Origin of the sequence: Geothrix mesophila (genome assembly GCF_022808835.1) — a bacterium.
Lineage (GTDB): Bacteria > Acidobacteriota > Holophagae > Holophagales > Holophagaceae > Geothrix > Geothrix paludis.
In genome coordinates this window covers 1,200,387-1,227,152 of sequence record NZ_JAKZLD010000001.1, presented here as the reverse complement: position 1 = coordinate 1,227,152, position 26,766 = coordinate 1,200,387, and the positions used below count along the sequence as shown (strand labels likewise).

Sequence of the window (26,766 nt, the reverse complement as noted above, 5' to 3'; positions counted from 1 at the left end):
ATGGCCGCACGGATCGATTTCGCCAGCCTGAGCCTGATGGATGCCCTCGATCTGGCCGTTCTGATCGAGGACGAGGCCAAGGAGCGCTACGAGGAATTCGCGGCGCAGATGGACCAGCACCGGACGCCGGATGCCGCCAAGTTCTTCCGCCTCATGGCGGTGAACGAGGCCAAGCACGGACAGGAGCTGGCCGATCGCCGGAGCCAGCTGTTCGGCGGCGTGACGCCCACGGTCACCCGGGCCATGGTCTTCGAGGTGGAGGCCCCTGACTACGACCAGGCCCGCGCCTTCATGAGCCCGCGCCAGGCCATGAAGGCGGCCCTGGCCTCCGAGGTCAAGGCCCACGCCTTCTTCGTGGCGGCCCTCCCCGCCCTGAAGGACGCGAAGGTCCGCGCCCTCTTCGAGGAACTCCGCGACGAAGAGGTGCAGCACCAGGCCCTCGTCAAGGCCGAGCTGGCCAAGCTCCCCCCGGACAGCGGCCTCTCCGACGACGATTTCGTGGACGAGCCTACAGCTCAGTAGCCCACTTAGTTCAAGCCAGAGAAAGAACTTTTCAACACCAAGGCACCAAGAACTGCTTTTTTCTTTTCTTGGCGTTTTGGTGTCTTGCTTGGTGTCTTGGCGGTGGTCTTTATTCCAGGTCTTCGGTGGGGCGTCGCCAGACCTCGGTCAGCACGAAGGCCGCCGCGGCCAGGTAGCTCGCGGCCAGCAGTCCCAGGGCCACCCAGGGCGCCCAGGCGGTGCCAGGGTGGCCCTGGCGCATCCACCAGAGGGTGGCGTCGAACAGCACGGCCACCGCGCAGCCCCCCATGAGGAGGTGGCGGCCCGGCCACTTCAGCCGCCGCAGGTAGAGGACCGCCACCGCCAGGAACACCAGCGGGAAGACGGCAAGATGGAGGCCCCGGGCGCCGATCGTGGCGTAGAGGCTCTCGGAGGTTTCCTCCAGGGCCAGGGGCCGCAGGTCCTCGTAGCTCGTGAGGCGCGGGTACTGGCCGCCGTCGCCGTGGCAGCTGGCGCAGTTGTTGGCGACGATGGCCTCCACGGGCGCAAAGCCTTCACGGGTGGCGCCCCCCTGCACCCAGGTCCGGAAGACCGCGACCTGCGCGGGGTTGGTGTTGGGCGCCATGACGCCCTCCAGCACCGAGATCAGGCGGGACCGCGCTGGCGGCGCGGCCGCCACCGGGCGCTCCTGTCGCGCGGCGAAGGCCAGGCCACCCGCGAGGAAGGCCCCGAGGGCCAGGATCACGAAGGTGGCGAAGGCGCGTTCGGAGGAGGGCAGGGTTCGAAGCGACATCCGCCCATGGTATCCGCTCACTCCAGCGGCATGTCGCCGGTGGCGAGGCTCCGCCGCATGAGGAAGAGCAGGGGGAAGAGGCAGAAGCAGAGGATGCCCATGAACCAGAAGGTGTCCGCGAAGGCCATCATGGTGGACTGCTTCACCACGGTGCCGTAGGCGGCGCCCTGGGCCATGTGGGCCGCGTCTGTCGGCGACAGCCCCCCGCGCAGGACGCCCAGTTGGGTCGTGCGGTCCAGGAAGCCCTGGTAGGCCGGGTTCCCGGGCGACAGGTGGCCGATGAGGTTCGCCTGATGCACCTGGGACCGGCGGGCCAGCATGGTGGTGGCCAGGGCGATGCCCGTGCTGCCGCCAATGTTGCGCACCAGGTTCATGAGGCCTGTGGCGTAGGCCGTCTTCTCATGCGGGATGTGCTGGAAGGCCGACACGTTGATGGGGATGAAGAGGAAGGCGAAGCCGAGGCTCTGCACCACGCGCGACCACATGGCCGTGCGGAAGTCCACCTGGAGGTTGAAGCCCGCCATCTGGATGAGGCCCAGGCCGCAGGTGAAGAACCCGATGCCGATGAGCCAGCGGGTGTCCACCTTCTTCAGCAGCATGGCCACCACCGGCATCATCAGCATGATGGCCAGGCCGCCGGGGCTCAGCACCCAGCCGCTCAGCAGGGCGGTGTAGCCCAGCAGGGTCTGGAGGAAGATGGGCAGCAGGGCAAGGCTGCCGTAGAGCACGAAGCCCAGCACGAAGAGCATGAGGATGGACACGGCGAAGGTGCGGTCCTTCATCAGGCGGAAGTCCACGATGGGCCGCGTCTTGCGCAGCTCGTAGAGGACGGCGAACACCAGGGCCACCGCGGCGATGATGGCGAAGAAGACGATGAAGTTCGAGGAGAACCAGTCCTTGCGCTGGCCCTCGTCCAGCACGACCTCCAGCGAGGCCAGGCCCAGGGTGAGGACGCCGATGCCGAAGTAGTCGAACTTCGCGCCCTCCTTGAGCGAGATGCGGTGGAAGGTCGGAGGATCCTGCACCAGGGCGCTGGTGAGCGTGAAGGACAGGAAGCCCACGGGGATGTTGATGAGGAAGATCCAGTGCCAGCTGAAGTTGTCGGTGATCCAGCCGCCCAGCACCGGCCCGATGATGGGCGCCAGCACCACGCCCATGCCGTAGACGGCCATGGCCGCGCCGCGCTTCTCGTGGGGGAAGGTCTCCACGAGGATGGCCTGGGAGATGGGCTGCAGGCCACCGCCGCCGAGGCCCTGGAGCACCCGGAAGAAGATGAGCCAGCCCAGGGAGGGCGCGATGCCGCAGAGCAGCGAGGCCACGGTGAAGGTGGTCACGCAGGTGAGGTAGAACCGCTTGCGGCCCATGAGGCTGGAGAAGTAGCCGCCCAGGGGCAGCACCACGGCGTTGGCCACGAGGTACGAGGTCAGCACCCAGGTGGTCTCCTCCACCGTGGCGGACAGGTCCCCCGCGATGTGCGGGAGCGCCACGTTCGCCACGCTGGTGTCGAGGACCTCCATGAAGGTCGCGATCATCACCGTGAGGGCGATGATCCAGGGGTTGATGCGGCGGTGGGAGGTCATAGAGAAAAACTCACGCAGAGGAGCGCAGAGGAAACGGAGGATGCAGAGGGAATAGGAACGCTACTTAGAATGTCTTGCTCCTCGACCCTCCGCTGTCCCCCTGATCCTCTGCGTGAGTATTGTTCTCGCGCAACACCGGCTTGAATGAATGGAGGAATGGAGAAGGTCACGACCTGCTCCTCACGATTCGTTCGATGCCGCCGTCTTTCAGGGGCCAAGCCCAAAAATTGAGCAAGAGTCCCACCTCTTTCTCAGAGAAGCGGAGATAGCTATGAAGCTGTGCGCGGTGAAGGTCGAGGATGCGCTCCACGGTTTTCAATTCCACGATGACGGCGTCATCTACGAGCAGGTCCAGACGGTAGGCTGCTTCGATCCGAAGTTCACCGTAGTGGATATCCAGGGGGACCTGGGTGGTGACTCTGTGCCCGGACTTCTTGAGTTCGTAGATCAGGCAGGATTCATAGGCAGACTCGAATAGCCCAGGACCCAGGGCTTTCTGGACCCTGATAGCCGCGCCGATGATGGATTCGGTGATGGCTCGGTGAGGGAAGTCTCCGCGTCCCTCCGCTCCCTCCGCAATCCTCTGCGAGAGTGGTTTCATCGGACGATCACCGTGGCCTCGACGTTCATGCCGGGGCGCAGGACGACCTTCTGGGCTTCGGCCTCGTCGATGTGGATCTTCACGGGGATGCGCTGGACCACCTTCACGAAGTTGCCCACGGCGTTCTCGGGGGGCAGCAGGCTCATGCGCGAGCCGGTGGAGCCGGCGATGGAATCCACGTGGCCCTTGAGCACCACGCCGTTCATGTCCACCTTGACCTCGGCCTCCTGGCCGGGCTTCATCTTCGCGAGCTGGGTCTCCTTGAAGTTGGCCGTCACCCAGGTCTGGTGCAGCGGGATCAGCGTCATCAGGCCCTGGCCCGGCTGGATGGTCTGCCCGGCCTCCACGAACTTGCGGGTGACCACGCCATCCACCGGCGCGAGGATCTTCGTGTAGCCGAGCTGCAGCTCCAGCCCCTCCTGGCTGGCGCGGGCCTGCTCCACTTGAGCCTGGGCCGACGCCAGGCGGGCCTCGGCGGCGCCCACGGCCACGCGGCGGATGTCCGCCTCGCGCTGCAGGGAGCCCAGCTTCTGCTGGGCGGCGCGCCAGTCGCCGTCGGCCACCTCGGCCTGGGTGCGGATGCCGTCGAACTGCTGGGCGGAGATCTCCTCGCGTTCCGCCAGGGGCTTCATGCGCTGGACGTCCATCTTCGCCTTGTCGAGACTGGCCTTCTTGGAATCCAGATTGGCCTTGGCCGTCTCCAGGTCCGAGCCCTTGGCCTGCTGGAAGGCCACCTGGGCCCGCTCCAGATCGGCCCTGGCGCCCTCGACCTGGGCCTTGGCCTGGGCCAGGGCGGCCCTGGCCTGGTCGAGCCGGGCCTGGATGTCGCGGGGGTCCACGGCCACCAGGGGGTCGCCGGCCTTCACGGCCTGGTTGTCCTCCACCAGCACCTTGTCCACGGTGCCGTAGACGCGGCAGGAGACCGGTACCAGGTGGCCGTCCACCTGGGCGTCGTCGGTGCTCACGCGGTTGCGGGAGTAGAGCCACAGCCCGCCGCCGAGGAGGAGGGCGATGGGCGTGCCGATGAGGAGGGCCCGCAGGGCCTTGGAGATGCCGGCGGCTGCGGCGCCGCTGGGGGTGTCCGTCACGGGGGAAGCGTCTTGGTTCATGGGTGTCTCCATCAGCGGGCGAAGGTCTGCTCAAGCTGGCCGGTGGCGCGGGCCAGGTCCACGCGGGACTGGTTGAGGCGGTAGAGGGCGTTGATCTGGTTGTCGTTCGCGCGGGCCAGCTCGTCCTGGGCGTTGATCACTTCGATGTTGTTGCTCACGCCGGCTTCGAACCGGTGCCGGGCCTGGGTGAGGGCCTCGGTGGACAGGCTCACGGCGAGGTTGGCGACCTCCACCTCGTGGGTCGCGGCCTCCAGCTCGGCCTGCGCCACCTGGACTTCGTATCCCACCTGGGCGCGTACCTCGCGGCGGGCTTCCTGCACGCGGGCCTGCTCGGACTTGGCGCGGGACACATGGGAGGACACCAGGCCGCCCGTGAAGAGCGGCACCCGGAGGCCCAGCGAGATCTGGTAGGTGTGAGCCCAGGATTCGGACTGGAGACTCGTGGTCCCGAAGGTCCCGCTGGCGACGAGGGTGGGCAGGCGCAGGCCCTGGGCGGCCTGGCGCAGGTTCTCGGCGGCTTTTTCGCGGGCATCGAGGGCCGCGAGTTCCGGGCGCTGGGTCAGGCCGGCCTGGTAGGCCGCCTCGAAGCCGCCCGTGGGCAGGGCGGGCGCCGAGAGGGTGTCGGCCAGCTCGATGCGGGTTCCGGGTTTCAGGTCCAGCAGCCGGCCCAGGCCGGCCAGGGCGGTGGTGCGCTGGGTCTGGGCCTGGATGAGGCGCTGGCGCTCGGTCTGCAATTGCACCTGGGATCGCAGCGTGTCGAGCTTGGTGCCTACGCCCTGCTTCTGCTGGTTCTCGGCCAGCTTGGCCAGGGCTTCCGCCAGCTCCACGCGGGATTCCCCCGCCTTCACGGAGGCCGTGGCGCGGAGGGCGTGCAGGTACTGGCCCACCACCAGGGCGGCGATCTCCTCGCGCACGGCGCGGCCCTGGGCGCGGGCGGCGTCCTCCGCATGGCGGGAGGCCCGCCACTTCTTCCAGAGGCTGAGGTCGAACAGGGAGACCTGGGCCTCCACGCCCACCTGACCCCAGTTGAAGGGACCCACCACCTCGGGGCCGCCGGGCTGCGGAATGCCCATCAGCGCGTCCAGGTTGTACTTGTTGCGCTGGCCGAAGGCCTGGGCGCTCACCTGGGGCATGAGGGCGGCGGCCGCCGCCCGGCGGTCGTCCCCGCTCTCGGCGATGGTCAGGAGCGACTGCTGCAGCCGCGGATTCTGCTCGAGGGCGGTCTTGAGGGCCTGGGCCAGCGTGAGCTGCACGGTGGGGTAGGCGTTGACCGGCGCGGCCGGCGCGGTCGTGGCGGAGGCGGCGGGAGGAGGAACCTGGGCCCAGGCGGCGCCCGCGGTCAGCAGGGCGAGGGAGAGCGCCCGGTCCCGGCCGGGGACACGAGGGGCGCCAAAGGCCCGGGAGCGGGCCCGGGAACTGGTGCGGGACATGCGAACCTCCATCTGTCTCGAAACATCGCGTGGGTCGGTCATGAAGGCAGCTCGCTGTTGGCGCGGATCCGATTCAGGAAACCCTTGAGCTGGTCCAGTTCCTCCCGGGAGAAGCCCTTCAGGTGCGCGTTCAGCACCTTGATGGCCACGGGCGGGAGGTGGGGCAGCAGGTCGTGGCCCGCTTCCGTGAGCTCGAGGAGGGTGATGCGCCGGTCCTTGCTGCTGGGGACTCGGCGGATGAGGCCCTTCTCCTCCAGGCGGTCCAGCATGCGGGTCATGGAGCCGGTGTCGCAGTGGCCGAAGCGGCAGAGCTCGGCGGCCGTGGACGCGCAGCCCCGGGCGATGCGCATGAGGATGACCCACTGGGCCCCGGTGATGCCCATGCCCTGGCTGGCCATCTCCTCGTCGAAGCCGGTGAGGATCCGCCGCGAGACGTCCGCGATCAGGCGCCCCAGGCTTTCCTCCGGCTGGTAGTTCTCGGGGGTGTACAGAGGCTCGGTCTTCTCGGGTTCGACAGGCATGGCGATGTCCTGATTGGGTGCCTAAGCAATTACTGCCAGAGCAGCAATCTTGGGAACCCCAGGAACTTCCGTCAACTGCCCAGGCCGCCCGTGGACCTCTCGAAGGAAGGTAGCCAGAGTTGGAAAGTTCTGTTTCTGTGTCTTGTTATCAATTGAGTAATGGTTAAAAACAGGCTCAAAAAAATAACGAAACCTGATCACCGGCCAAACTCAGCCAGAAAAGCAAGGAACCGCGAATGGCGCGAAAAGGCGCGAAATACGGCGGAGAAGGGTGGCTGGGCCTTCAGCCCTCAATCGCGCCTTGCGCGTGGAGAGGGAAGCAGGATCGTTCGCCATTCGCGCGCCCGCAGTGCGATTCGCGTGTTTCGCGGTTCGATCATTCCAGGCTGAGGTTCGCCATCACCCAGTGACGGAAAACGAACCTTGTCCGCCTCATTCCCCACCCGCCGAGAGGACAATGGAGGCCTTCGCAGGAGGTCGCCATGGTTCGCGCACCCTTGCTTAAACGGATCCTGCCTGCCGCTCTGGTCGGCGCCCTGCTCGGCGGCGGTCCCCTCAACCCACAAGCCGCGCCAGAGCCCGGTCCCGGCGGGCTCCTGGCCCTGCCTACGCCCACGGCTGGCACCGTCCCGCTGGACGCCGCCCTCCGGGAACGACGCACCACGCGCACGCTGGCGGGCCCGGCCCTCTCCCTGGCGGAAGCCTCCCAGCTGGCCTGGAGCGCCCAGGGCGAGAACCGCCCGGGCCGGCGCACGGTGCCGAGCGCCCATGCGAGCTATCCCCTGGGCCTGTACCTCGTCACTGAGGGAAGCCCCACATTGGGAACCGGCACCTACCGTTACCAGCCGGGTGCGCATGGGCTCATGAGTTCGGGGTCCAAGGGCGTGGCGGCCCTGCTCGGTCCCATTCGCGCCATGCAGCCCTGGATCGTCAAGGCGCCCGCGGTGTTCGTGGTCACGGGAAGGCCCCTGAAGATCTCCTCGCGCGAGCCGGCGCCCAGGATGGACTACACCTTCTGGGAGGCGGGCGCGGCGTCCCAGGCCCTGCTGCTGCAGGCCGCGGCCCTAGGCCTCGGTGCCGGCGTGGCTTCGGGGGTGGACTTGGCCTCGGTGGGCGCGGCCCTGGGCCTGGACCCGGAGGAGAAGGTGCTCGTCCTGCTGCCGGTGGGGCGGCTGAAGGGGAAGTGATCCGCGGTGAACCTTCGACCGCGCCGGCCCACTGAAGGGAAAGATCCACGCTTCGTCTACCCTGGACGAAGGGACGCCCGCGACCCTGGAGACCTCATGAACCCTGCCTGGCCCTGCCTTCCCCTCACGGCGCTCGCGGCGTTCTCCCAGGCGGTCCCGGCTCCCGCCCCAGCACCAGTTCCAGTGCCTGCCCCGGCGGATCGCGAGATCACCTTCCCCGGCTTCAATGCCTTCCCTTTGAAAGGCAGCGTCAGGGCCGGTGGGGCGCACCGCTACTTCGCGGTGATGGTGGCTGGCTCCGGGCCCACGGACCGCGACTGGTCCAATCCCCTGATCCCCGTGCCCAGCCATGGCGGACGCGACGTCGCGGCCTGGCTGCAGGGGCAGGGCATCGGCTCCCTGCGCTACGACAAGCGGTTCATCGGCTCGAAGGATCCGAAGCTCGACATCTCCCTGGACGCCCAGGTGGGAGACCTCAGGGCCGCCCTGCAGGCCGCCCGCGCGCTGCCGGAAGCGAGGGGGAAGAAGCTCCTGCTGGTGGGCCACAGCGAAGGGGCGCTGCTCGCCCTGCTGACGGGCGGGGAGGCGGACGCCGCCCTGCTGCTGGCCATGCCCGGCCTCAGCATGGGCCGCGTGATCCTGGCCCAGGTGAAGGCGCAGCTGGACGCCGCCGGGGCGCCCGCGGAGGTGGCCCAGGCGAACCTCGGCTACCTGGAGGCGGCCGAGGCCTCGATCCGCCAGGACAAGCCCCTGCCCGAGGCGGGTCCCCAGGTCGCGCCCGGCGTCCTGCGCCTGGCCCGGATCCTGGCCCAGCCGGAAAGCCGGGGCTTCGTCCGCGACACCCTCGACCTGGATCCCTGGGCCCTGGCCCAGCGCCTGCCCGTGCCCTGCGCTGTGGCCTGGGGCGATCGCGACGTGCAGACCTGGCGGCCCGACGCGGTGCCACCGGGCTTCAAGGGCACGGTCATCGAACTGCCGGAGACGAACCACCTGTTCAAGCGTGAGACCCGTCCCCGCGCCTCGCTCGATGGCCGGTCGGCCGCGTCCGCCTACGGCGACGGCACGCCCCTGGCGGACTTGGGGCCGGTGGCCCGCTGGCTGGAGGGACTGAAATAGCCTTCCTGGGTCTCGGCCTGACTCAGCCAGAAAAGCAGGCAACCGCGAAAGACGCGAAAGGGTACGAAACGCGCCGGGGATGGGCCGCCTGGGCCTCCGGCCCCCAGACCCGTCCCCCCGTGGAGGCGGAAGCATGATCGTTCGTCATTCGCGCGCCCGTAGGGCGATTCGCGCCTTTCGCGGTCAGGCCATTCCGGGCGGAGGCAAGCCGATCGCCAGAATAGTCTTCGAACGGAGCCGGGATTGGCCTCATCATAGGAAAAGATCTTCGAGGTAATCCATGTTTCCTATCCGGCTCCTTCCGCTGGTGATCGTTCTGTCCATGGCCCGGGCCGCCTTCGCCACCGAGTCGTGGGACGCGGCCGCCTCGCGGCTTCAGGCCCACGTGGACGCTCGGCAGGGCCAGGGCGCCGTGGTGCAGGTCGAGCGGCTGGACGCCCAGACGGTACGGGTCCGCCTCAAGACCCTCTGGCCCAGGTTCATGCGCGCCAGCTTCCAGGGTTCCGGGGGCCGGCCGGGCCACCGCCTCTGCCAGATGGAGGGCCGCGGCGGCGAGACGCTCGAGGGCACCGCGCGGATCGAACCCGGAACCACCCGCCTGGAGGTGCGCCTCCATGGTTCTGACTTCAACCCCAAGATCATGCTGAGGCTCCCGGAGACGGGCCAGAGCGAGGTGGGGGTGGTGCTCGTGGCGGCCAGCTCCGAGGCCAACTCCGAGGCCTGAACGTCCGGGAGGCCGCGCGGCTAGACTGGACCTTCATCCGTTCGGAGGTCCCATGTTCAGCCTTCAGGGCAAGGTCGCCCTCGTCACCGGTGCCAGCCAGGGCATCGGCGAAGCCATCGCGAAGCGCCTCGCCGCCCAGGGCGCCACGGTGGTGTGCGCGGCGCGCACGCTGAGGAAGCTCCAGGAAGTGGCGGACGCCATCACCGCCGCGGGCGGCAAGGCCGATGTGGTGGTGGCCGACCTCTCGGACGGCGCCTCGGTGCGCGCCGCGGTGGCCACGACGGTGGAGCGGCACGGCGCCATCCACATCCTGGTGAACAACGCCGGCATCACCCGCGACAAGCTGCTCATCCAGATGAAGGAGGAGGACTGGGATGCGGTGATCGACACCAACCTCAAGGGCGCGTGGACGGCCATCCAGGCCGCCACCAAGCCCATGATGAAGCAGCGCTGGGGCCGCATCATCAACATCGCCTCCGTGGTGGGCCAGATGGGCAACCCGGGCCAGGCCAACTACGTGGCCGCCAAGGCGGGCCTCATCGGCCTCACCAAGTCCGTGGCGCGGGAGCTGGCCAGCCGCAACGTGACGGCGAACGCCGTGACGCCCGGCTACATCGAGACCGCCATGACCGCGGGCCTGCCCGACGACGTGAAAGCCGAGTTCACCAAGCAGATCCCCCTGGGCCGCATGGGCACCGCCGACGACATCGCCGCTTCCGTGGCCTTCCTCGCCAGCGACGAGGCGGGCTACATCACGGGCCAGGTGCTCAGCGTCAACGGCGGCATGTTGATGGCCTGAGCCGACCATGCTCGAACGCGCCAGGGATCTGATCCGCCGCGGCTGGGCCGCCTTCCGATTCCGCCGCCACTGGCCCTGGGTGCTGGTGGCGCTCGGCCTGCCCCTGGCCCTGAAGCCCGTGGATTCGGGCTGCGCGGCCTTCCTGGCCTGGATCGGGGCCCTGGTCCTGCTGGGCCGGGCCCTGCGCTGGATCTGGGACCGGCTGCTGTTCCGGGTCTCCCGGCGGCTCTGGGTGATCCTCGCGCTCATGTCCGTGCTCCCCGTCGTGGCCATGGCCGTGATGCTCATGGCCCTGGGCTGGCTGGGCCTCGGCGCGCAGGTGAGCCGCTCCACCCAGCAGACGCTGGCGGCCTGGGAGGAGGCCCTGCGGAGCGCCAACGGCGAAGTCTCCGACGCGGCGGCCCTCCAGGCCCTCCGCACTTACGGCGGGGCCTGGGTGGAGCACTCGCGCCAGCTGCCCGAGGGCGTGGACGCTGCCTTCGTGGGCATGGTCTGGGCGGACAGCCATGATGCGAAAGATGGCGCGAGTGCCGAAGCGGGCCGGAAGGACACCTACCTGCGGGCCGTACGCAAGGAGGCGGGCGGCTACCGCATCCTGTCGCTCAACCTGGGCGTGCTGGGCGACCGGGCCCAGGCCCTGGCGGGGGGGCAGGTGGTGTTCCAGCTCACCCCCCGGCGGGAAGGTCGGGCCCGCGACGAGAAGCTGCAGATCAAGGCCGGCGGCCGGCGGAGGGACACGGAGGCGCCCATCCTCGTGGGCCAGCGGGAGGCCCTGGCCACCTGGACCAAGGGCCAGGCCCTCCAGGGCTCCGGACTGTTCGCCCCGTTCAACCTGCCGCCCCTGGCCTTCCCCATCGTGGACTGGACCTCGGGCCGGTCCATGGTGCTGACCGCCACGCCGGAGACCAACCTCTACGCCCTGTTCGCCGGCTTCCGCTCCGGCGACCGCCAGGCGCTGTCCGAAGGCACCGTGAAGGCCATCGTCGTGGTCTCCCTGGTGCTGATGGCCCTGCTCATGGCCCAGGCGGTGGCGGCGATCCTCGGGCTGGTGCTCGCCTGGTCCCTGGGCCGGGCGGTGAACGACCTGCATGGCGGCGTGAAGCGCCTCAGCCTCGGGGATTTCTCCACCCGCATCCGGCCCCGGGGCCGCGACCAGGTGGCCCAGCTCTCCTCTGCCTTCAATGAGATGGCGGGCCGCCTCCAGGCCGCCGCCACGGAGCGGGACGAGCGTCTGCGCATGGAGGAGGAGCTCCGCGTGGCCCGCGAAGTCCAGATGCGGCTGCTGCCGGACCTGGAGGCCCTGCGGATGCCGTCGGTGCGGGCCGCCATCCTGCCGGCCCTGGAGGTGGCGGGGGACTATTACGACCTGTTCCCCCTGTCGGACGGCAGCCTGGCCTTCCTCATCCTCGACGTGAGCGGCAAGGGCACCAGCGCCGCCTTCTACGCGGCCGAGACGAAGGGCGTGCTGTCCGCCCTGGACAAGCAGGCCCTGGGCCCGCTGGAGGTGGCCGACCGCCTGAACGCCATCTGGTGCCAGGGCCACGACCGGCGCCTCTTCCTCACCCTGGCCTACGGCACCTTCCACCCCCGCACGGGCCAGTACCAGTTCGTGCGGGCGGGCCATCCCCCGGCCTTCCTGCGCGGCGCGGACGGCCGCGTGGCGCGCCTCCACCCCCGGGGGCTGGGCGTGGGCCTCAGCGCCGCCCGGTTCAAGGCCTCACTGGAGCTGTGCGAAGGCGTCCTGGAACCCGGCGACAGCCTGATCTTCTACACGGACGGCCTGTCGGAGGCCCAGGCTCCGGACGCCTCCTTCTACAGCGAGGACCGGCTGGAAGCCCTGCTGGCCGGCCCCTCCGAGGACCTGCAGGCCACCATCCTGGCGGACGTGATGGCCTTCACCCAGGGGCGGCCCCTGGCGGACGACCTGACGCTGCTGATCCTCAAGCGCTGACCAGCCTCAAATACGGATCAGAACGATTCAGCCCTGGGCCGCCGCCTTCAGCTCCCGCACGATCTCCGGGGCCTGGATGCGGGCCCCGCCGAGGGCCTTCGCGAACAGCAGCTTCGCCTCGTCCAGTCGGCCCTCGGCGCGGGCCAGCCAAGCCTGGGCCCGGAGGATGTAGGGCGTCTCCTCGGTGGAGAGGCCGCGGCTCCGGTCCAGCAGGGCGCGGGCCATGCCGCGCCGGCCCTCGCGGGCCATGCATTCCGCCTCCGCCGCCAGGCAGTGCGTCTCCATCAGCGTGTCCGCCAGCTCCTCGTGAAGGGCCAGGGACTGCCGGTAGAACGTGCGCGCCGCGTCGTAGCGCCCGGCATCGCGGTTGATCTCGCCCAGGTTGTAGAGGGCGGTGGCCTCCATGGGCTTGAGCTGGGTCTTCCGGGCCTGCTCGAGGCACTGGCGCTCCAGGATCTCCGCATGGTCCAGGTCGCCTCGAGCCTGGGCCACGCTGGCCAGGCCCATGAGGGAGTAGACCAGGCCGTTGTCGTCGCCGATGGACTGGCGCAGCGCCTGCGCCTTGCGGAAGAAGGCCTCCGCGCGGTCCAGGCCGCCCTCCTGGGCGAGGGCCAGGTCGCCCAGGTTGTTGGTGATGAAGGACTCGCCCCAGCGGTCGCCGTAGGCCTGCACGGTCTGGAGGGCGCTCTGGTAGCGGGCCTCCGCCTCCTTCAGGTGGCCGCGCTCCTTCTCCATCACGGCCAGGTTGTTGAGGGACCGTGTGGCGTTCAGCTTGTCGCCCACCTGCTGGTACAGGGCCAGGGCCTTCTGGTATTCGGCCTCCGCCTCCGCGGACTTGTGCTGGCGCTGGAGGTTTACACCGAGGGTGGCGTGGATGCCGGCCTCGAAACCCAGCTCCCCCATGGCCTGGGCCAGGTCCAGGGCCTGCTGCCCTGCGGTGTCGGCCGCCTCCCACTGGCCCCGGTCGCCGTAGCGGATGGCGAGGTGGTGGAGAGCCCTCATCTCGTGCACCCGGTCGCCCTGGGCCCGGGCGGACCAGCGCGCCCAATGGAACACGGGCTCCGGGGGCGCATCCGCCATGCGGCTGAGGCATTGCGCGTATCCCAGCACGGCCGGCGTGAAGCCGGAGGACTTCAGGACGGCGGCCTGGAAGGCCGGCGCCGCCTCCCGGAAGGCACCCTTGTCCATCAGCTCCACGCCCCGGGTGTAGGCTTCCAGGGCCCCGTCTTTCAGGTTGGGCAGCAGGAGCTTGGGGGCCGACGAGAAGGGGTCCACGGCCTTCACGAGATCCAGGACGACCCGGCGGGCCAGCGGCACCGAGGTCGCCGACGGAGAGCCCTTCTCGGAGAGGGTGCCCGCTCGGCGCACCTTCCCTTCGGCGTCGCGCAGCTCGTAGGCCAGCACCAGGGCATCGCCATCGCCCCGGGAGAGGGTGCCCCGCAGGATGAGCCGTGCGCCGAGGGCGGCGGCAAGGTTGGCCTCTTCGTTGGGCCCGAGCGGTCCCTTGGGCGACAGGTGCAGGGCCACGCGAGCCCGGGCCAGGTGGTTCACGTCGATGGGAATCAGCCGGGGCAGGTCGTGGAGGGAACCTTCGATCAACTCGGGGAGCACCGTCTGTACCAGGGAGTCGAGGCGGGGATCCCCCGTGGCATTGGTGAACGGCAGGACCGCCAGCCGGACCGGGCGCTCGCGGGTGAGGTCGGCGATGATCCCCCGGGAAGTGAACCAGTTGAAACCCAGCGCCAGCACCAGGGCGCCGAAGATGGAGGCGGCGGCCCAGCGCAGGGCGCTTCGGGGCCGGAGCAGATGGTCGAGGCGCCGGGCCACCTGGGCGGCGGTGGGGCGCTTGAAAGGGTGGGCCTCCAGCATGGAGAAGAGCAGGTCCGACACCCCCGAAGGCAGGCCGCGGACCTTCAGGTCCCGGTGGCTGCCCTGCACGATGGCGACCATCCGCGCGCGCCCCTCGCCGGGAAAGGGATGGTCTCCCGACAGCAGCTCCCAGGCGAGGATGCCGAGGGAGAACACGTCGCTGGAGGAGCCCGCCGCCTGGCCCTGGATCTGCTCGGGGGATGCGTAGCTGGGGCTCCCCATGAAGGTTCCCGCCTGGGTGAGCTTGTCCCAGGTGCGGCCGCCGGAGGGCTCTTCGCCCGCGGCCTCCTCCTTGGCCCGCCCCGCCTCCTCCACGGCCATGAGGGCCCCCAGGTGCGGCACCCCCGATGGCGTGGCGACGCGGGGGTAGTCCCCGGTAATGGGTTTTACGGCGTCCGCCAGCTTCGCCAGGCCGAAGTCGAGGACCTTCACCTGGAACTTCCGCCCCGCATGGCCATGGCCCTGGCTCACCATGATGTTTCCGGGCTTCAGGTCGCGGTGGATGATCCCCTTCGCGTGCGCCGCCTCCAGAGCACGGGCCACGCCGCTGACGATCTGGAGCTTCTCCCGCACGTCGAGCTCCGGAGCCACCTGGTCCAGGGTCCGCCCCTCGATGAGCTCCATGGCGATGTAGGTGCCGTTGGCGTTCTCCATCCAGTCGTGCACCTGGCACACGTTCGGGTGGTTGAGCTGAGCCAGGGCCAGGGCCTCGCGGCGGAAGCGCTCCGGCGCCGTGGCCTCGCGGTCCGGACCCGTCCGGAGGGCCTTGAGCGCGACGCTGCGCTCCAGGGTGGGATCCCAGACGCGGTACACCTCGCCCATGCCTCCGGTGCCCAGGAGGGACTCCACGCGGAAGCGGCCCACCATGGTGCCGGGTTGCAGAATCCGCCTCTTGGAAGAGGGAGCGGACTCGGCATCGATTTCATTGGACATCTGAGCACCGGCGAATTTTTTTTACGTTATCACGCGACGCGGTCCGAGGCGCATATAAGAAGTCCGTTTACCTGAGGATCGGCGGGCCTCAGCCTGGAATGACGGAACCGCGAAATACGCGAATGGGCGCGAAACGCGACGGAGATGGGCCGCCTGGGCCTTCGGCCCCCAGCCGCACGAGGCGCGGCTGGCCATGCGCGGGGCGGGAAGAGGATCGTTCGCCTTTCGCGCGCCCGAAGGGCGATTCGCGTCTTTCGCGGTTGCCTGCTTTATCTGGTTGAACACCGCCGGAGCCAGCCGCCTAGTCCAGCCGCGCCTTCCGCTCGCCGTCGCGCCAGCGCAGGCGGAGGTCAGCGCCCGCGGGCAGGGCCCGGGCCGTGGTCACGGGGCGCCCTTCGGCGTCCAGGGCCAGCACGAAGCCCCGCTGGAGGGGCCCAGCGGGATCCAGGCCCCGCAGCCGCTCCGCCAGCACGGCCAGGCGCTGGTCCCGGCGCTGGAAGGCGCTCAGGACGGCCGGCACCAGACGGCGCCGGGCCTCGTGCACCCGGGGCAGGTCCAGCTCGCCGGCGGCGCGGCCGGCCGCCTGGCCCAGGCGGTGCCGCAGGAGGGATAGCCGCGCGCCGGCAGCGTCCAGCCCGCGGCTGGGGTGGGCCAGGGCCAGCCGCTGGCCCAGGGCGGCCAGGCGCGCACCGCCCGACGCCAGCGGCTCCGCCCGCTGCAGGCCGTGGTCCACCAGCAGGTTCAGCGTGGTCTCCAGGCCCCGCAGGCGCCAGGTGGTCTTGGCGGCCAGGGCCTCCACGCGCCGGCGCAGCTCCGCGGCCAGGGTCGCGCGATCCGGCGTGGCCAGCTCCGCGGCTTGGCTGGGCGTGGCGGCACGGCGATCCGCGGCCAGGTCCACCAGCGTCGTGTCGATCTCGTGGCCCACGCCGGTGATGACGGGGATGCGGCACTCGGCCACGGCCCGCACCAGCTCCGGATCGTTGAAGGCCCAGAGGTCCTCAAGGCTGCCGCCGCCCCGCACCAGCAGCAGGGCCTCGCATCCCCAGTGGGCATCCTGGAGTTCCTGGATGGCGAGGAGCGTCTCCGGCACGCAGCGCTCGCCCTGGGCCGCCGCCGGCGCGATGAGGATGTCGATGCCCGGGGCGCGGCGGCTCGTCACCTCCAGCACATCGCGCAGGGCCGCGCCGCCCAGGGCCGCCACGATGCCGAGCTTCTTGGGGAAGCGGGGCAGGGGGCGCTTGGGGCGGTCGAAGAGGCCCTGGGCGCGCAGGTCCGCCTCCAGCGCCCGCAGCCGCGCCTGCAGGTCGCCCACGCCCGCGGGCTCGCAGTGCGTGACCGCCAGCGTGATCGTGCCGCCCGCCACGTAGAGGTTGAGGCTGCCCTTCAGCACCACCCGCTGACCGTCCGCCGGCTTGTGCTGGAGGAAGCGCTGCTGGCTGGCCCACACCGCGCAGGAGAGCGCCGCGCCCTCCTCCTTCAGCGTGAAGTACCAGTGCTTTCCAGAGCCCCGGAAGTTCGACACCTCCCCCACCACGCACACCGCCGCGAACGGCGGCTCCAGCCGGGTCTTGACCTGCTCCAGCAGGCGCTTGACGGAGAGAGGGGCGGCTTCACTCATGGCTTCCGGAACCGCCCGAGGCCCACCGTGAGCCCGGTGAAGAGGGTGTAGCGCGGCGCCCCGTGGGAGAGTCCCACGTCCGCGCCGCCATCCAGCACCAGCCGCTTGGATACTTTGTAGGCGACACACCAGAGGTTGGAGACGATCCGCCCGTTCTGCGGCGTGGCCTGGAGAGTGTACAGCTCGCCCGTGAGCGACCAGGCGTCGTCGAGGTTGCGCGTAATGGAGACCGTGCCCGCCGTCTGCGCCGCCCTTCCTCCACCTTGGCCTGGGGGCTGGCCGATCCAGGACTCCAGCAGGTTCACGTCGATGTGGTAGTCCCCCGCATCACGGCTGAACAGCAGCGTGAGCGTGTCGATGGGCTCGCCGTTGCCCAGGCCCTGGGAGGCGGGGGCCGTGGGAAAGGTGTGCGCCATCTGGATGGCCTGGTCCGTTCCGAACAGCCCGTCGTGCAGGTAGCACCACTGGGCGGCCAGGTTGAAGTCGCCGAACCCGGTGGCGGTAGGCGCGCCCGCGGGTTCCAGGCTGAGATAGCCCGGGCTGGAGAGGCGGAGCTCCACATCCTTGGCCAGGCCCAGTTTCAGGAGGGTGGGCGTCCCGAAGCTGGGGCCCTCCTCGCGCAGATGGCTCTGCTGCACGCCCCACTCCAGCTCCGCCAGCCCCGGCTGGGTCGTGAGGGCAGGATTGGCGAAGGTGGGCCGGTTGGGGTTCACCTCGATGGGCGGCGGTTCCTCCGCCCCGAGGGCAAGCGCCAGAGCGAGGGACAGGGCGAGGGACAGGGCGGGGATGCCGGGCCGGTGGGTCTTCATGGCCTTCCAGGCTAGCGGATCTGCAAAGCGGTGGTTGGGGAGGCCGCGGATGAATCCGACGACACGGAGTTTCTACCTCGTCTTACAATGCTCGCGTCCCCAAACCCTACCCTTGAGGTGCACCGATGCCCGGACGACCCTTCCTCCTTTCCCGGCTGGCCCTGACACTCGCTTTCTGCGGCGTGGCGCAGGCCCAGACGAAGCTGCTGCGCTTCCCGGACATCCACGGGGACAAGGTGGTGTTCACCCACGGCGGCGACCTCTGGAGCGCACCGGCCACGGGCGGCACGGCCACGCGGCTGACGGCCCATCCGGGCCTGGAGCTATTCGCGAAGTTCAGCCCCGACGGGAAGTGGATCGCCTTCACGGGCCAGTACGACGGCGACGAGCAGGTCTACGTGATGCCCAGCGAGGGTGGCATTCCGCGTCAGCTCACGTTCGATCCCGCCGCCGGGCCCCTGCCGCCCCGGGGCGGCTACGACCACCAGGTGGTGGGCTGGACGCCGGACGGCTCCAGCGTGCTGTTCCGCGCCGGCAGCGACGCCGACGGTGTGCTGAGCCGCACGGCCCTCTACACCGTGAGCCTCAAGGGCGGCCTGCCCACCCGGCTGCCCATGCCCACGGCCGGGCCGGGCGCCTACTCGCCGGACGGCACGCGCCTCGCCTACGCGCCCATGTTCCGCGACTTCCGCCACTGGAAGCGCTACCAGGGCGGCTGGGCGCAGGACCTCTACGTCTTCGACTTCGCCACGAAGCAGCAGAAGAAGATCGCCGCCAGCCCGCGCACCGAGCGGGATCCCATGTGGATCGGCGACCAGGTGTACTTCGCCTCGGATCGTGACGGCACCCTCAACCTGTTCTCGGTGGACCCCGCCACGGACGCCGTGAAGCAGCTCACCTTCCAGAAGACCTGGGACGTGCGCTGGCCCTCCAGCGACCGCCAGTCCCGCATCGTCTACGAGCTCAACGGCGAGCTGCGCGTGTTCCACGTGAAGGACGGCCGCGACCAGGGCCTCTCCATCACCGTGCCCACGGACGGCGGCGCCTCGCGGCCGGCGCGCATCAGCGTCGAGAAGAACATCGAGGGCTTCGCGCTCTCGCCCAAGGGCGAGCGGGCCCTCTTCGTGGCCCGGGGCGATGTGTTCACGGTCCCCATCGAGAAGGGCCCCGTGCGCAACCTCACGAACAGCTCCGGCGCCCATGACCGCCTGGCCCGCTGGTCGCCGGACGGCAAGACCATCGCCTTCATCTCCGACCTGAACGGCGAAGACCAGGTCTACCTCGTGGCCCAGGACGGCAAGGGGAAGCCCGAGGCCCTCACCAGCGGCCTGGTGGGCCAGCTCAACGGGCTCACCTGGGCGCCGGACGGCAAGCACCTGGCCTTCACGGACAAGGACGGCGTCGTCTACGTGCTGGGTGTTCAGGACCGCAAGCTCGTGAAGGCCGCCAAGGATGAGTTCGCGCGGGTGGGCGACCTGGCCTGGTCCCCGGATGGCCAGTTCCTGGCCTTCTCCCTGGCCAACCTGAACGGCACGCGCAGCCTCCACGCCTGGGGCCTGGCGGACCAGCAGCTTCACCGGCTCACGGGCGAGCTGTTCACGGTGGCCGATCCCGCCTGGGATCCCGAGGGCAAGTACCTCTACACCCTCAGCCGCCGGGACTACGCGCCCCAGATCAGCAACCTGGAGTTCGATTTCGCCGGCAACCGCAACACCGACATCGTGGCCTACGCCCTGACGAAGGCGGCGCCCCATCCCTTCCCGCCGGAGAGCGACGAGGTGGGAGCGGCGCCGGAGAAGGCCGCTCCTGAGAAGACCACCCCTGAGAAGGCTGGCCCCGAGAAGAAGGAGGAGGGTGGCAAGAAGCCCGAAGCTGCCAAAGCCCCCGTCGCCGTGCGCATCGACTTCGACGGCTTCGAGCAGCGCGGCGTGCGCGTACCGGTGCCCGCGGACAACCTGGGTGGGCTGGAGGCCGTGAAGGGCTTCCTGCTCTACAGCAAGTCCGAGCCCTTCGTGTACGGCGAGGCCAATGGCCGTAGGCCCGGCGGTGGCGCCCTGTGGATCTTCGACCTGAAGAAGCGCCAGGAGAGCGAGCTGCTGGCGGGCGTGCAGGGCTGGGTGCTGAGTCAGGACGGCAGCAAGGTCCTGGCCCGGGCTGGGCAGGGCCCCGCGGCCTCGTACCAGCTCATGGACGCCAAGCCCAAGGCCACGGAGAAGAAGACGGTCTCCACCAAGGAGCTATACGTGGACCGCATCCCCGCCGAGGAGTGGCGCGAGGTCTACGACGAGACCTGGCGACGCTTCCGCGACTTCTTCTACGTGAAGAACATGCACGGCTACGACTGGAAGGCCCTGCGCGAGCAGTACCGGCCCTGGCTCCAGCATGTGACCCACCGCTCGGACCTCACCTACGTGCTCACGGAGCTCATCTCCGAGCTGAACATCGGCCACACCTACACCGAGGGCGGCGACCAGTTCCTGCCCGAGCGCGCCAAGGTGGGCCTGCCCGGCGCCCGCTTCGAGCTGGACGCCGCCGCCGGCCGCTACCGCCTGGCCCGCATCTACCGGGGCCACAACGAGGAGCCCAAGTACCGCAGTCCCCTCACGGAACCCGGCGTGGACGCCCGCGAGGGCGACTACATCCTGGCCATTGACGGCGTGGAGCTGAAGGCCGACGACAGCCCCTACCGGCTGCTGCGGAACAAGACCTTCCCCGTGACGCTGACGCTGAACGCCAAGCCCGGCCTGGAGGGCGCGCGGCAGGTCACCTACCAGCCCATCCAGAGCGACGCCAGCTTGCGCTACCTGGACTTCGTGCTGCGCTCGAAGGAGACCGTGGACAGGCTCAGCGGGGGCAAGGTGGGCTACCTCCACATCCCCGACATGGGCGGGCCCGGCCTGTACGAGTTCATCAAGTGGTACTACCCGCAGATCCGCAGGGAGGGGCTCATCGTGGATGTCCGCGCCAACGGCGGCGGCAACATCAGCCAGATGATCCTGGAGCGCCTGGGCAAGAAGCTGCTGGGCACGCGCTTCGGCTATGCGGGCGAGCATCCCACCACGTACCCGTCCACCGTGTTCCACGGCCCCATGGTGGCCCTCGTGAGCGAGACCAGCGCCAGCGACGGCGACATCTTCCCCTACCACTTCCGCTTCGCGGGGCTCGGCCCCCTCATCGGCAAGCGCACCTGGGGCGGCGTCGTGGGCGGCGGCAACTCGCCCCTCATCGACGGCGGCAGCGTCTTCGTGCCCCAGTCCGGCACCAACGCCCCCACGGGCGAGTGGATCATCGAGGGCCAGGGCGTGACGCCTGACATCGAGGTGGAGAACGATCCCACTTCCATGCTGGCGGGCCACGACCGCCAGCTGGAGCGGGGGGTGCAGGAGGTGCTGAAGCGCATGGCGGAGACCCCCATGCACCTGCCGAAACGCCCGGCGGATCCGGTCAAAGTGAAATAGGTCTGGTGGTCTAACCACCGCGATTGGTGCCGATAAAATCCACTTTGGAAGATGTGGATACAAGGGCCGGGATCTGACGGATTCCGGCCCTTGTAGTCCAAAAACCTTTTTGGCTTGGTGGTCAGACCGACCCCCGATACTGTTTGGCAACCGATTCGGAGGTCGACAATGTTTTTGAGCATCCTCGCAGCCACGCTGCCCCTCATCGTTCTGCTCATCGGCATCCCGCTGCTGATGAAACCCGCCGCCAAGGTGGCGCCCATCGCGCTGCTGGTGACGGTGCTCGCGGCGGTCACCGTGTTCCACTTCCCGGTGAAGACGACGGTGCTGGCGGCCTTCCAGGGCGGCCTCACGGGCATCTTCCCGATCATGTACATCCCCTTCGGCGCGCTGGTGGTCTACAACGTGCTGAAGGCCACGGGCTGGATGGACAAGATGCAGGGCGCCATGGCGAACCTCACCGTGGACCGTCGCGCGCAGGCCCTGCTCATCGGCTTCGGCTTCAGCGCGTTCCTCGAGGGCATCTGCGGCTTCGGCGCTCCGGTGGCCATCCCCGCCAGCATCCTCATCGGCCTGGGCTACAACCCCATGATGGCGGCGCTGGTGTGCCTCGTGGCCAACACGGGCCCCGTGCCCTTCGGGTCGCTGGCCATCCCCACCGTCACCCTGGCCAAGACCACGGGCCTCGACGTGATGCGCCTCTCCCAGATGACGGGCCGCTTCATGGCGCCCCTCTCCCTGATCATGGCCTTCGCCACCGTCTACGCCATGTCCAAGTCCAAGGGCATGAAGGGTGCCCTGGGCGCCATCCTGGTGTCCGGCCTCAGCTTCTCCATCGTGCAGTTCCTGGTGTCCAACTACATCGGCGCGGACCTCACCTCCGTGCTGGCGGCGTTGGCCTGCCTCGTGTCCACAGCCGTCTACCTGAACTTCCAGAAGAAGGGCCAGCCCTGGCTCTTCGAGGGCGAGTCCGCGGCCGCCAGCGCGCCGAAGGAATTCCATCCCAAGGAGCTGTTCCTCTCCTGGCTGCCCTACCTGCTGCTGGCCGTGCTCGTCATCGCCGTGAACCTGCCCAAGACCAAGCCCCTCTTCAGCGGCGCCGCCGCCGGCTGGAACTGGGTGGTCTTCAAGGCCCAGATCTACAACCCCGGCAAGGTCTACGCATTCACCTGGCTCCAGAGCCCCGGCACCATCATGCTCATCGCCGGCCTCATCGCTTTCCCCTTCATGGGCATCAGCTACGGCGTGATGGGCGAGCAGTTCGGCAAGACCTTCAAGCAGATGATCCCCTCCTTCATCGCGGTGGCCAGTATTCTCGCCATCGCCGAGGTGATGAACCTGGCCCTGCCCATCATCGACCCCAAGACCAAGCTGGCCGTGGTCGGCGACCTCGCCACCAAGCAGATCTCCATGGTGGCCACCATGGCCAACGGCATCGTGGCCCTGGTGAGCAAGCACGTGTATCCGTTCCTGAGCCCGCTCTTCGGCACCCTGGGCGTGTTCCTCACGGGCAGCAACACCTCGGCCAACGCGCTGTTCGGCAACCTGCAGAAGCTCACGGCCCAGGGCATGGGCCTCTCGGACATCCTCATGGCCTCGGCCGGCAGCGCGGGCGCCTCCGCGGGCAAGATGATCTCGCCCCAGAGTATCGTCATCGCCGCCACCGCCGTGGGCCTGGCCGGGAAGGAGGGCCTGATCATGCGGCAGACCATCAAGTACACGATCCCCTACGTGATCCTGTTGGGCCTCATGGTCTTCGCCTTCGCGTTCCTGGCCCCCGGGCTTGTTCCCTGACGTGACGACCGGCCACCGCCAAGGCGCGAAAGCGTCTTGGCGGTAGTTCTATTCTTTGAATGCAGTCGAGGTGATCTCCATGCGCATCATCGTGGCTCCGGATTCCTTCAAGGGCAGCGTGTCGGCCCTCGGCGTGGCGGAGGCCATGGAGCGGGGCATCCATGCGGTGTTTCCCGCCGCGGAGGTGCTCAAGGTGCCTATCGCCGACGGTGGCGAGGGCACGGTGGAGGCCTTGGTGGCGGCCACGGGCGGACGCCTCATGCACACGGAGGTGCGCAGTCCCCTGGGCGAGCCCGTGCGGGCCCACTGGGGCATCTCCGGCGACGGCGGCACCGCCTTCATCGAGATGGCCTCGGCCTCGGGCCTGCCCCTGGTGCCCAAGGAGCGCCGCGATCCCCGCATCACCAGCACCGTGGGGACGGGCGAGCTGATGAAGGCAGCCCTCGATGCCGGCCTGCGCAAGCTCGTCATCGGCATCGGCGGCAGCGCCACCAACGACGGCGGCACGGGCATGGCCCGGGCCCTGGGCGTGCGCTTCCTGGACGCGCAGGGCCGCGACCTGCCCGAAGGCGGCGCCGCCCTGGCCCGGCTGGCCCGCATCGACCTGTCGGGCCTGGATCCGCGGCTGGCCCATGCCAGCGTCATGGTGGCCTGCGACGTGGACAATCCCCTCTGCGGGCCACGCGGCGCCTCCGCCGTCTATGGGCCCCAGAAGGGCGCCACGCCGGAGATGGTGCAGGAGCTGGACGCGGCGCTCGGCGTCTTCGCGGGCGTGGCCCAGGCCGCCACGGGCCGCGACATCGCCCTGCTGCCTGGGGCCGGCGCCGCCGGTGGCCTGGGGGCGGGCCTGCTCTTCTTCACGCCGGCCAGCCTGCGGCCCGGCGTCTCCATCGTACTGGAGACCACGGGCTTCGAGGCCCTGGTCCAGGGCGCGGATCTGGTCATCACCGGCGAGGGTCGCACGGACTTCCAGACCGCCATGGGCAAGGCGCCCGTGGGCGTGGCGGCCGTGGCCAAGCACCACGGCGTGCCCGTGATCTGCATCGCCGGGGGCCTGGGCGATGGCGCTGACGATGTGCTGCGGCATGGCATCGATGCCCTGGCCACCACGGTGCCCCAGCCCATGACCCTGGAGGACTGCATGGGGCAGGGTGCCGCCCTCGTGGAGGCCGCCGCCGCCCGGGCCTGCCGGCTGGTGAAGGTGGGCATGTCCCTGCGGCCATGAGTGTCGATTGACACGCGGATGCCTTGTGATTGACATGCGTTTGACACGCGCACTTGATTGACACGCGCTCGAGGGGTGAAGGCACCTCCGACCCGCAAGAATGGATGCACCTGTCCTGCCGATGTTCCGAAGGGAGACCCGCCATGACCCTCGAATTCCGCGACGCCGTCCTGTCCACCTATCCGGATGTCTACACGCCGGAGGCGATCCGCGCCCTGGAAGCGCTGGCACCCCTGGATGATCAGCGCCGGGAGCGCATGGCCGCCCGGCTGGCCCGGCGCAAGCAGCGGGCCGAGACTGGCGAGCGCATCGGCTTCCTCGACCCCGCCGCGCGGATCCCGGGCAAGCCGTTCACGGTCGCGGATGCCCGGGCCGGCAACTTCGACGGCGCCGTGATCCCGCCAGACCTCCAGCGCCAGTGGATCCAGGGCACGGGTCCGGCCACCAAGCCGCGCTCGGATGTCCGCTCCGGCATCCGCAACGTGGCCTACGCCCTGCTCTCCGGCGCTGACGGCTGGATGTTCGACGGTGAGGACGCCCTGGGCCAGGTGGACACCATGTCCCTGGACAACCACCGCAACCTCAAGCTGGCCATCGCCCGGGACCCGCTCTTCCTGGAGGTGGCCGAAGAGGTCAGCCGCGAGATGAACCAGTGGGCGAAGGGGTTCTTCGGCCACCCCATCATCGAGGACTGGCGCAAGCAGCTGGACTTCACCACGGTGATCTACCGCGTGCGGGGCCTGCACCTGGAGGACCGCCACATCCGGCGGAACGGCCACGGATTCTCAGCCTCCATCGCCGACATGGTGCTCTACGTGGTGAACAATCACGAACGCCTCCGCGCCGCGGGCCGCAGCATTGTCCTCTACCTCCCCAAGACCCAGACCGCCGAAGATGCCGCCCTCTTCAACGCCATGCTGGTGGCCCTGGAGGCGCACCTGGGCCTGGAGGTGGGCACCATCAAGGCCTACGTGCTGGTGGAGCAGCTGGAGCAGTGCTACCAGCTCATGGAGATCCGCGCCGCGCTGGCGCCCCACTTCGTGGGCTTCAACACGGGCCGCTGGGACTACATCAACAGCGTCTCGGACGCCCTGGCCTGGGACAAGGCCTTCGTGAACCCGGACATCAGCTCGATCACCATGACCTACGGCTACATGCGGACCTACGAGGACCGCGTGCGCCGGGCCATGAACACCCCGGACCGCAACGGCCGCTTCGCCCTCTGGCAGGGCGGCATGGAGCCCAACATCCCCGTGGGCAGCGAGGCCGGCGTCACCGCCAGCATGAAGCGGGCCGTGGCCGGCGCCGAGCGCGAGCAGCGCGAGGGCGCCTCGGGCAAGTGGGTGGCCCACTGGAAGATGGTCCACATCGTGCGGCCAGTGTGGGAGCGGGCGGGCCAGGCGAACCAGATGGGCCGCGCCTTCCCGGCCCTGACCTACGGGCCTGAGGATGCCGCCGGCCTGATGATGCTGGAGAAGGCGCCCCGCACCATCGCCGGGGCCCGGGACCTGCTCTCCGTGGCCCTCCAGTACGGCAACGCCTTCCTGCGGGGCTTCCAGGCCGCGGCGCTGAAGCCCGCGGACTTCTTCGGCAACGACGACGTGCTCTACCTCATGGAGGACATGGCCACGGGCGAGATCCGCCTCTCCATCCTCTGGGAGTGGCTGCACAAGGGGGCCGCCTTCACGGAGGCCGATCCTGCCACGGGCACGGCCGTGGGAGACACGCTGACGCCGGCCCTCTTCGCCCGCCTGGTGGACGAGGAGTACGCCAAGCTCCGCAAGGCCAGCAATCGCGACGTCCACGACGACTCCAAGGACACCACGCTTCCCGTGGCCCGGGCCATCGTGCAGGCCTACGTCAACAGCCCCGTGAAGGCCCCCTGGTACGTGGACCTGCTCAACCTGAACCTCGGCGTCGAAAGCCTGTCCGAGGCCGAGCAGCGCATTGCCACCTTCCTTCAGACCTTCAGCAAGAACGGAACCCGCATCACCGAGAACCTGGACTTCTGAGGGAAGGGCGGGGACAGGATCAACAGGATCTGGTTACCGGCCTGACTCAGTCAGAAAAGCAAGGAACCGCGAATGACGCCAAAAGGCGCGAAACGCGGCGGGGATGGGCTGCCTGGGCCTTCGGCCCCCAGTCGCGCAATGCGCGGCTGGCCACACGCGGGGCGGGAATGCCGGCTCCTGAAGGCCGCCAGGCCCGCCCCGCGCGTGGAGGCGGAAGCAGGATCGTTCGCCGTTCGCGCGCCCGCAGGGCGATTCGCGTCTTTCGCGGTTCGATCATTCCAGGCAGGGGCAAGCCGAAGCTCGGATTGCCTTTAACCCTGTTAATCCAGCTGTTAATCCTGTTAATCCTGTCCCCGCTCTTCAGCTTGTACGCCGGGTCGAAGCTACGCGACGGCTGAGCGCTGCCGCACGATGGCCTTGGCACAGTCGGGGCAGACGCCGTGGGTGAGGACGGGGCCGGCGCGCTCCAGGAGCGCGGGCTCCGCGGTGACCCACTCGCCCTTGTCGGTCCGGACCTTCCGGCACCAGCCGCAGATGTGGACGAGGCCGTCCCGGGCGCGGAGGGCCGCCAGGCGGGCGGCATCCGGGCGCTGGTGCAAGGTGTTCAGGCGGGCGGAGGCTGTCCGGCCCAAGGTGCGGCGCATCGAGGCAATCTCCCGGGCTTCCGGCGGACCAGGACGATCCCGTTCCGAAGGCCATCCCCGATGGTGGGAGCATGAAGCTGTTTTGACAGTGA

General features: G+C 69.4%; 20 protein-coding genes. 10 read left to right on the top strand and 10 right to left on the bottom strand.

Annotated features, from left to right (window positions below):
* Positions 1-522 carry a ferritin-like domain-containing protein gene (locus MLG87_RS05555; RefSeq protein WP_243294206.1) on the top strand — a complete coding sequence of 174 codons (522 nt, stop codon included), beginning with the start codon at positions 1-3 and terminating at the stop codon, positions 520-522.
* 109 nt (positions 523-631) lie between these two features.
* Here the strand turns inward: MLG87_RS05555 and MLG87_RS05550 are convergent, their stop codons facing one another.
* The 6 genes from MLG87_RS05550 to MLG87_RS05525 all read right to left on the bottom strand — a co-directional run bounded on the left by MLG87_RS05550 (position 632) and on the right by MLG87_RS05525 (position 6,535).
* Complete coding sequence (locus MLG87_RS05550; RefSeq protein WP_243294205.1) at positions 632-1,294, bottom strand: c-type cytochrome; 663 nt, start codon at positions 1,292-1,294, stop codon at positions 632-634.
* Between the two features lie 17 nt (positions 1,295-1,311).
* Positions 1,312-2,874, bottom strand: a complete 1,563-nt coding sequence (locus MLG87_RS05545; protein ID WP_243294204.1) for a DHA2 family efflux MFS transporter permease subunit — start codon at positions 2,872-2,874, stop codon at positions 1,312-1,314.
* Between the two features lie 166 nt (positions 2,875-3,040).
* Positions 3,041-3,475 (bottom strand): GxxExxY protein, encoded by a 435-nt coding sequence (locus MLG87_RS05540; protein ID WP_243294203.1) that lies wholly within the window; start codon positions 3,473-3,475, stop codon positions 3,041-3,043.
* A complete protein-coding gene (locus MLG87_RS05535; protein WP_243294202.1) occupies positions 3,472-4,584 on the bottom strand; it encodes an HlyD family secretion protein in 1,113 nt (370 codons plus the stop codon). The genes MLG87_RS05540 and MLG87_RS05535 overlap by 4 nt, the downstream gene beginning before the upstream one ends.
* 11 nt (positions 4,585-4,595) lie before the next feature.
* Positions 4,596-6,014, bottom strand: a complete 1,419-nt coding sequence (locus MLG87_RS05530; RefSeq protein WP_243294201.1) for a TolC family protein — start codon at positions 6,012-6,014, stop codon at positions 4,596-4,598.
* Positions 6,015-6,052: 38 nt separating this feature from the next.
* Complete coding sequence (locus MLG87_RS05525; protein WP_243294200.1) at positions 6,053-6,535, bottom strand: MarR family winged helix-turn-helix transcriptional regulator; 483 nt, start codon at positions 6,533-6,535, stop codon at positions 6,053-6,055.
* Positions 6,536-7,017: 482 nt separating this feature from the next.
* Between MLG87_RS05525 and MLG87_RS05520 the strand changes: the two genes are divergently transcribed.
* From MLG87_RS05520 to MLG87_RS05500, 5 genes are all read left to right on the top strand, one after another.
* Positions 7,018-7,722 carry a nitroreductase family protein gene (locus MLG87_RS05520; protein ID WP_243294199.1) on the top strand — a complete coding sequence of 235 codons (705 nt, stop codon included), beginning with the start codon at positions 7,018-7,020 and terminating at the stop codon, positions 7,720-7,722.
* 96 nt (positions 7,723-7,818) lie between these two features.
* Positions 7,819-8,838, top strand: coding sequence for an alpha/beta fold hydrolase (locus MLG87_RS05515; protein ID WP_243294198.1), 1,020 nt, complete (start codon positions 7,819-7,821; stop codon positions 8,836-8,838).
* A 280-nt stretch (positions 8,839-9,118) separates the two neighbouring features.
* Positions 9,119-9,562 (top strand): hypothetical protein, encoded by a 444-nt coding sequence (locus MLG87_RS05510; protein ID WP_243294197.1) that lies wholly within the window; start codon positions 9,119-9,121, stop codon positions 9,560-9,562.
* A 52-nt stretch (positions 9,563-9,614) separates the two neighbouring features.
* The gene (gene fabG / locus MLG87_RS05505; protein WP_243294196.1) at positions 9,615-10,361 is read left to right on the top strand and encodes a 3-oxoacyl-[acyl-carrier-protein] reductase; all 747 of its coding nucleotides are present in this window, start codon (positions 9,615-9,617) and stop codon (positions 10,359-10,361) included.
* A gap of 7 nt (positions 10,362-10,368) precedes the next feature.
* The gene (locus tag MLG87_RS05500) at positions 10,369-12,312 is read left to right on the top strand and encodes a PP2C family protein-serine/threonine phosphatase (protein ID WP_243294195.1); all 1,944 of its coding nucleotides are present in this window, start codon (positions 10,369-10,371) and stop codon (positions 12,310-12,312) included.
* A 27-nt stretch (positions 12,313-12,339) separates the two neighbouring features.
* On the opposite strand, the gene MLG87_RS05495 is transcribed toward MLG87_RS05500, so the two are convergent.
* From MLG87_RS05495 to MLG87_RS05485, 3 genes are all read right to left on the bottom strand, one after another.
* Entirely contained in the window at positions 12,340-15,114 is a 2,775-nt protein-coding gene (locus MLG87_RS05495) for a serine/threonine-protein kinase (protein ID WP_243294194.1), read from the bottom strand.
* 301 nt (positions 15,115-15,415) lie between these two features.
* On the bottom strand, positions 15,416-16,732 hold the full coding sequence (gene xseA, locus MLG87_RS05490; RefSeq protein ID WP_243294193.1) for an exodeoxyribonuclease VII large subunit: 1,317 nt from the start codon (positions 16,730-16,732) through the stop codon (positions 15,416-15,418).
* Positions 16,729-17,541 (bottom strand): transporter, encoded by an 813-nt coding sequence (locus MLG87_RS05485; RefSeq protein WP_243294192.1) that lies wholly within the window; start codon positions 17,539-17,541, stop codon positions 16,729-16,731. The genes xseA and MLG87_RS05485 overlap by 4 nt, the downstream gene beginning before the upstream one ends.
* Positions 17,542-17,666: 125 nt before the next feature.
* Here MLG87_RS05485 and MLG87_RS05480 point away from each other — a divergent pair, with 125 nt between their 5' ends.
* The 4 genes from MLG87_RS05480 to MLG87_RS05465 all read left to right on the top strand — a co-directional run bounded on the left by MLG87_RS05480 (position 17,667) and on the right by MLG87_RS05465 (position 26,030).
* Positions 17,667-20,999 (top strand): S41 family peptidase, encoded by a 3,333-nt coding sequence (locus tag MLG87_RS05480; protein WP_243294191.1) that lies wholly within the window; start codon positions 17,667-17,669, stop codon positions 20,997-20,999.
* 174 nt (positions 21,000-21,173) lie between these two features.
* Positions 21,174-22,793 (top strand): L-lactate permease, encoded by a 1,620-nt coding sequence (locus MLG87_RS05475; RefSeq protein ID WP_243294190.1) that lies wholly within the window; start codon positions 21,174-21,176, stop codon positions 22,791-22,793.
* 79 nt (positions 22,794-22,872) lie between these two features.
* On the top strand, positions 22,873-24,018 hold the full coding sequence (locus tag MLG87_RS05470) for a glycerate kinase (protein WP_243294189.1): 1,146 nt from the start codon (positions 22,873-22,875) through the stop codon (positions 24,016-24,018).
* A 143-nt stretch (positions 24,019-24,161) separates the two neighbouring features.
* On the top strand, positions 24,162-26,030 hold the full coding sequence (locus MLG87_RS05465) for an aldolase/citrate lyase/malate synthase family protein (RefSeq protein ID WP_243294188.1): 1,869 nt from the start codon (positions 24,162-24,164) through the stop codon (positions 26,028-26,030).
* 383 nt (positions 26,031-26,413) lie between these two features.
* Here the strand turns inward: MLG87_RS05465 and MLG87_RS05460 are convergent, their stop codons facing one another.
* A complete protein-coding gene (locus MLG87_RS05460) occupies positions 26,414-26,674 on the bottom strand; it encodes a hypothetical protein (RefSeq protein WP_243294187.1) in 261 nt (86 codons plus the stop codon).
* Positions 26,675-26,766: the final 92 nt, after the last annotated feature.

What these genes read in the sequence shown, in the direction of transcription:
- MLG87_RS05515 (WP_243294198.1), top strand. Translation starts at nt 7,819, where the DNA reads ATGAACCCTGCCTGGCCCTGCCTTCCCCTCACGGCGCTCGCGGCGTTC.
- MLG87_RS05545 (WP_243294204.1), bottom strand. Translation starts at nt 2,874, where the DNA reads ATGACCTCCCACCGCCGCATCAACCCCTGGATCATCGCCCTCACGGTG.
- MLG87_RS05540 (WP_243294203.1), bottom strand. Translation starts at nt 3,475, where the DNA reads ATGAAACCACTCTCGCAGAGGATTGCGGAGGGAGCGGAGGGACGCGGA.
- fabG (WP_243294196.1), top strand. Translation starts at nt 9,615, where the DNA reads ATGTTCAGCCTTCAGGGCAAGGTCGCCCTCGTCACCGGTGCCAGCCAG.
- MLG87_RS05485 (WP_243294192.1), bottom strand. Translation starts at nt 17,541, where the DNA reads ATGAAGACCCACCGGCCCGGCATCCCCGCCCTGTCCCTCGCCCTGTCC.
- MLG87_RS05525 (WP_243294200.1), bottom strand. Translation starts at nt 6,535, where the DNA reads ATGCCTGTCGAACCCGAGAAGACCGAGCCTCTGTACACCCCCGAGAAC.
- MLG87_RS05480 (WP_243294191.1), top strand. Translation starts at nt 17,667, where the DNA reads ATGCCCGGACGACCCTTCCTCCTTTCCCGGCTGGCCCTGACACTCGCT.
- MLG87_RS05550 (WP_243294205.1), bottom strand. Translation starts at nt 1,294, where the DNA reads ATGTCGCTTCGAACCCTGCCCTCCTCCGAACGCGCCTTCGCCACCTTC.
- xseA (WP_243294193.1), bottom strand. Translation starts at nt 16,732, where the DNA reads ATGAGTGAAGCCGCCCCTCTCTCCGTCAAGCGCCTGCTGGAGCAGGTC.
- MLG87_RS05465 (WP_243294188.1), top strand. Translation starts at nt 24,162, where the DNA reads ATGACCCTCGAATTCCGCGACGCCGTCCTGTCCACCTATCCGGATGTC.
- MLG87_RS05535 (WP_243294202.1), bottom strand. Translation starts at nt 4,584, where the DNA reads ATGAACCAAGACGCTTCCCCCGTGACGGACACCCCCAGCGGCGCCGCA.
- MLG87_RS05495 (WP_243294194.1), bottom strand. Translation starts at nt 15,114, where the DNA reads ATGTCCAATGAAATCGATGCCGAGTCCGCTCCCTCTTCCAAGAGGCGG.
- MLG87_RS05460 (WP_243294187.1), bottom strand. Translation starts at nt 26,674, where the DNA reads ATGCGCCGCACCTTGGGCCGGACAGCCTCCGCCCGCCTGAACACCTTG.
- MLG87_RS05500 (WP_243294195.1), top strand. Translation starts at nt 10,369, where the DNA reads ATGCTCGAACGCGCCAGGGATCTGATCCGCCGCGGCTGGGCCGCCTTC.
- MLG87_RS05470 (WP_243294189.1), top strand. Translation starts at nt 22,873, where the DNA reads ATGCGCATCATCGTGGCTCCGGATTCCTTCAAGGGCAGCGTGTCGGCC.
- MLG87_RS05530 (WP_243294201.1), bottom strand. Translation starts at nt 6,014, where the DNA reads ATGTCCCGCACCAGTTCCCGGGCCCGCTCCCGGGCCTTTGGCGCCCCT.
- MLG87_RS05520 (WP_243294199.1), top strand. Translation starts at nt 7,018, where the DNA reads ATGGTTCGCGCACCCTTGCTTAAACGGATCCTGCCTGCCGCTCTGGTC.
- MLG87_RS05510 (WP_243294197.1), top strand. Translation starts at nt 9,119, where the DNA reads ATGTTTCCTATCCGGCTCCTTCCGCTGGTGATCGTTCTGTCCATGGCC.
- MLG87_RS05555 (WP_243294206.1), top strand. Translation starts at nt 1, where the DNA reads ATGGCCGCACGGATCGATTTCGCCAGCCTGAGCCTGATGGATGCCCTC.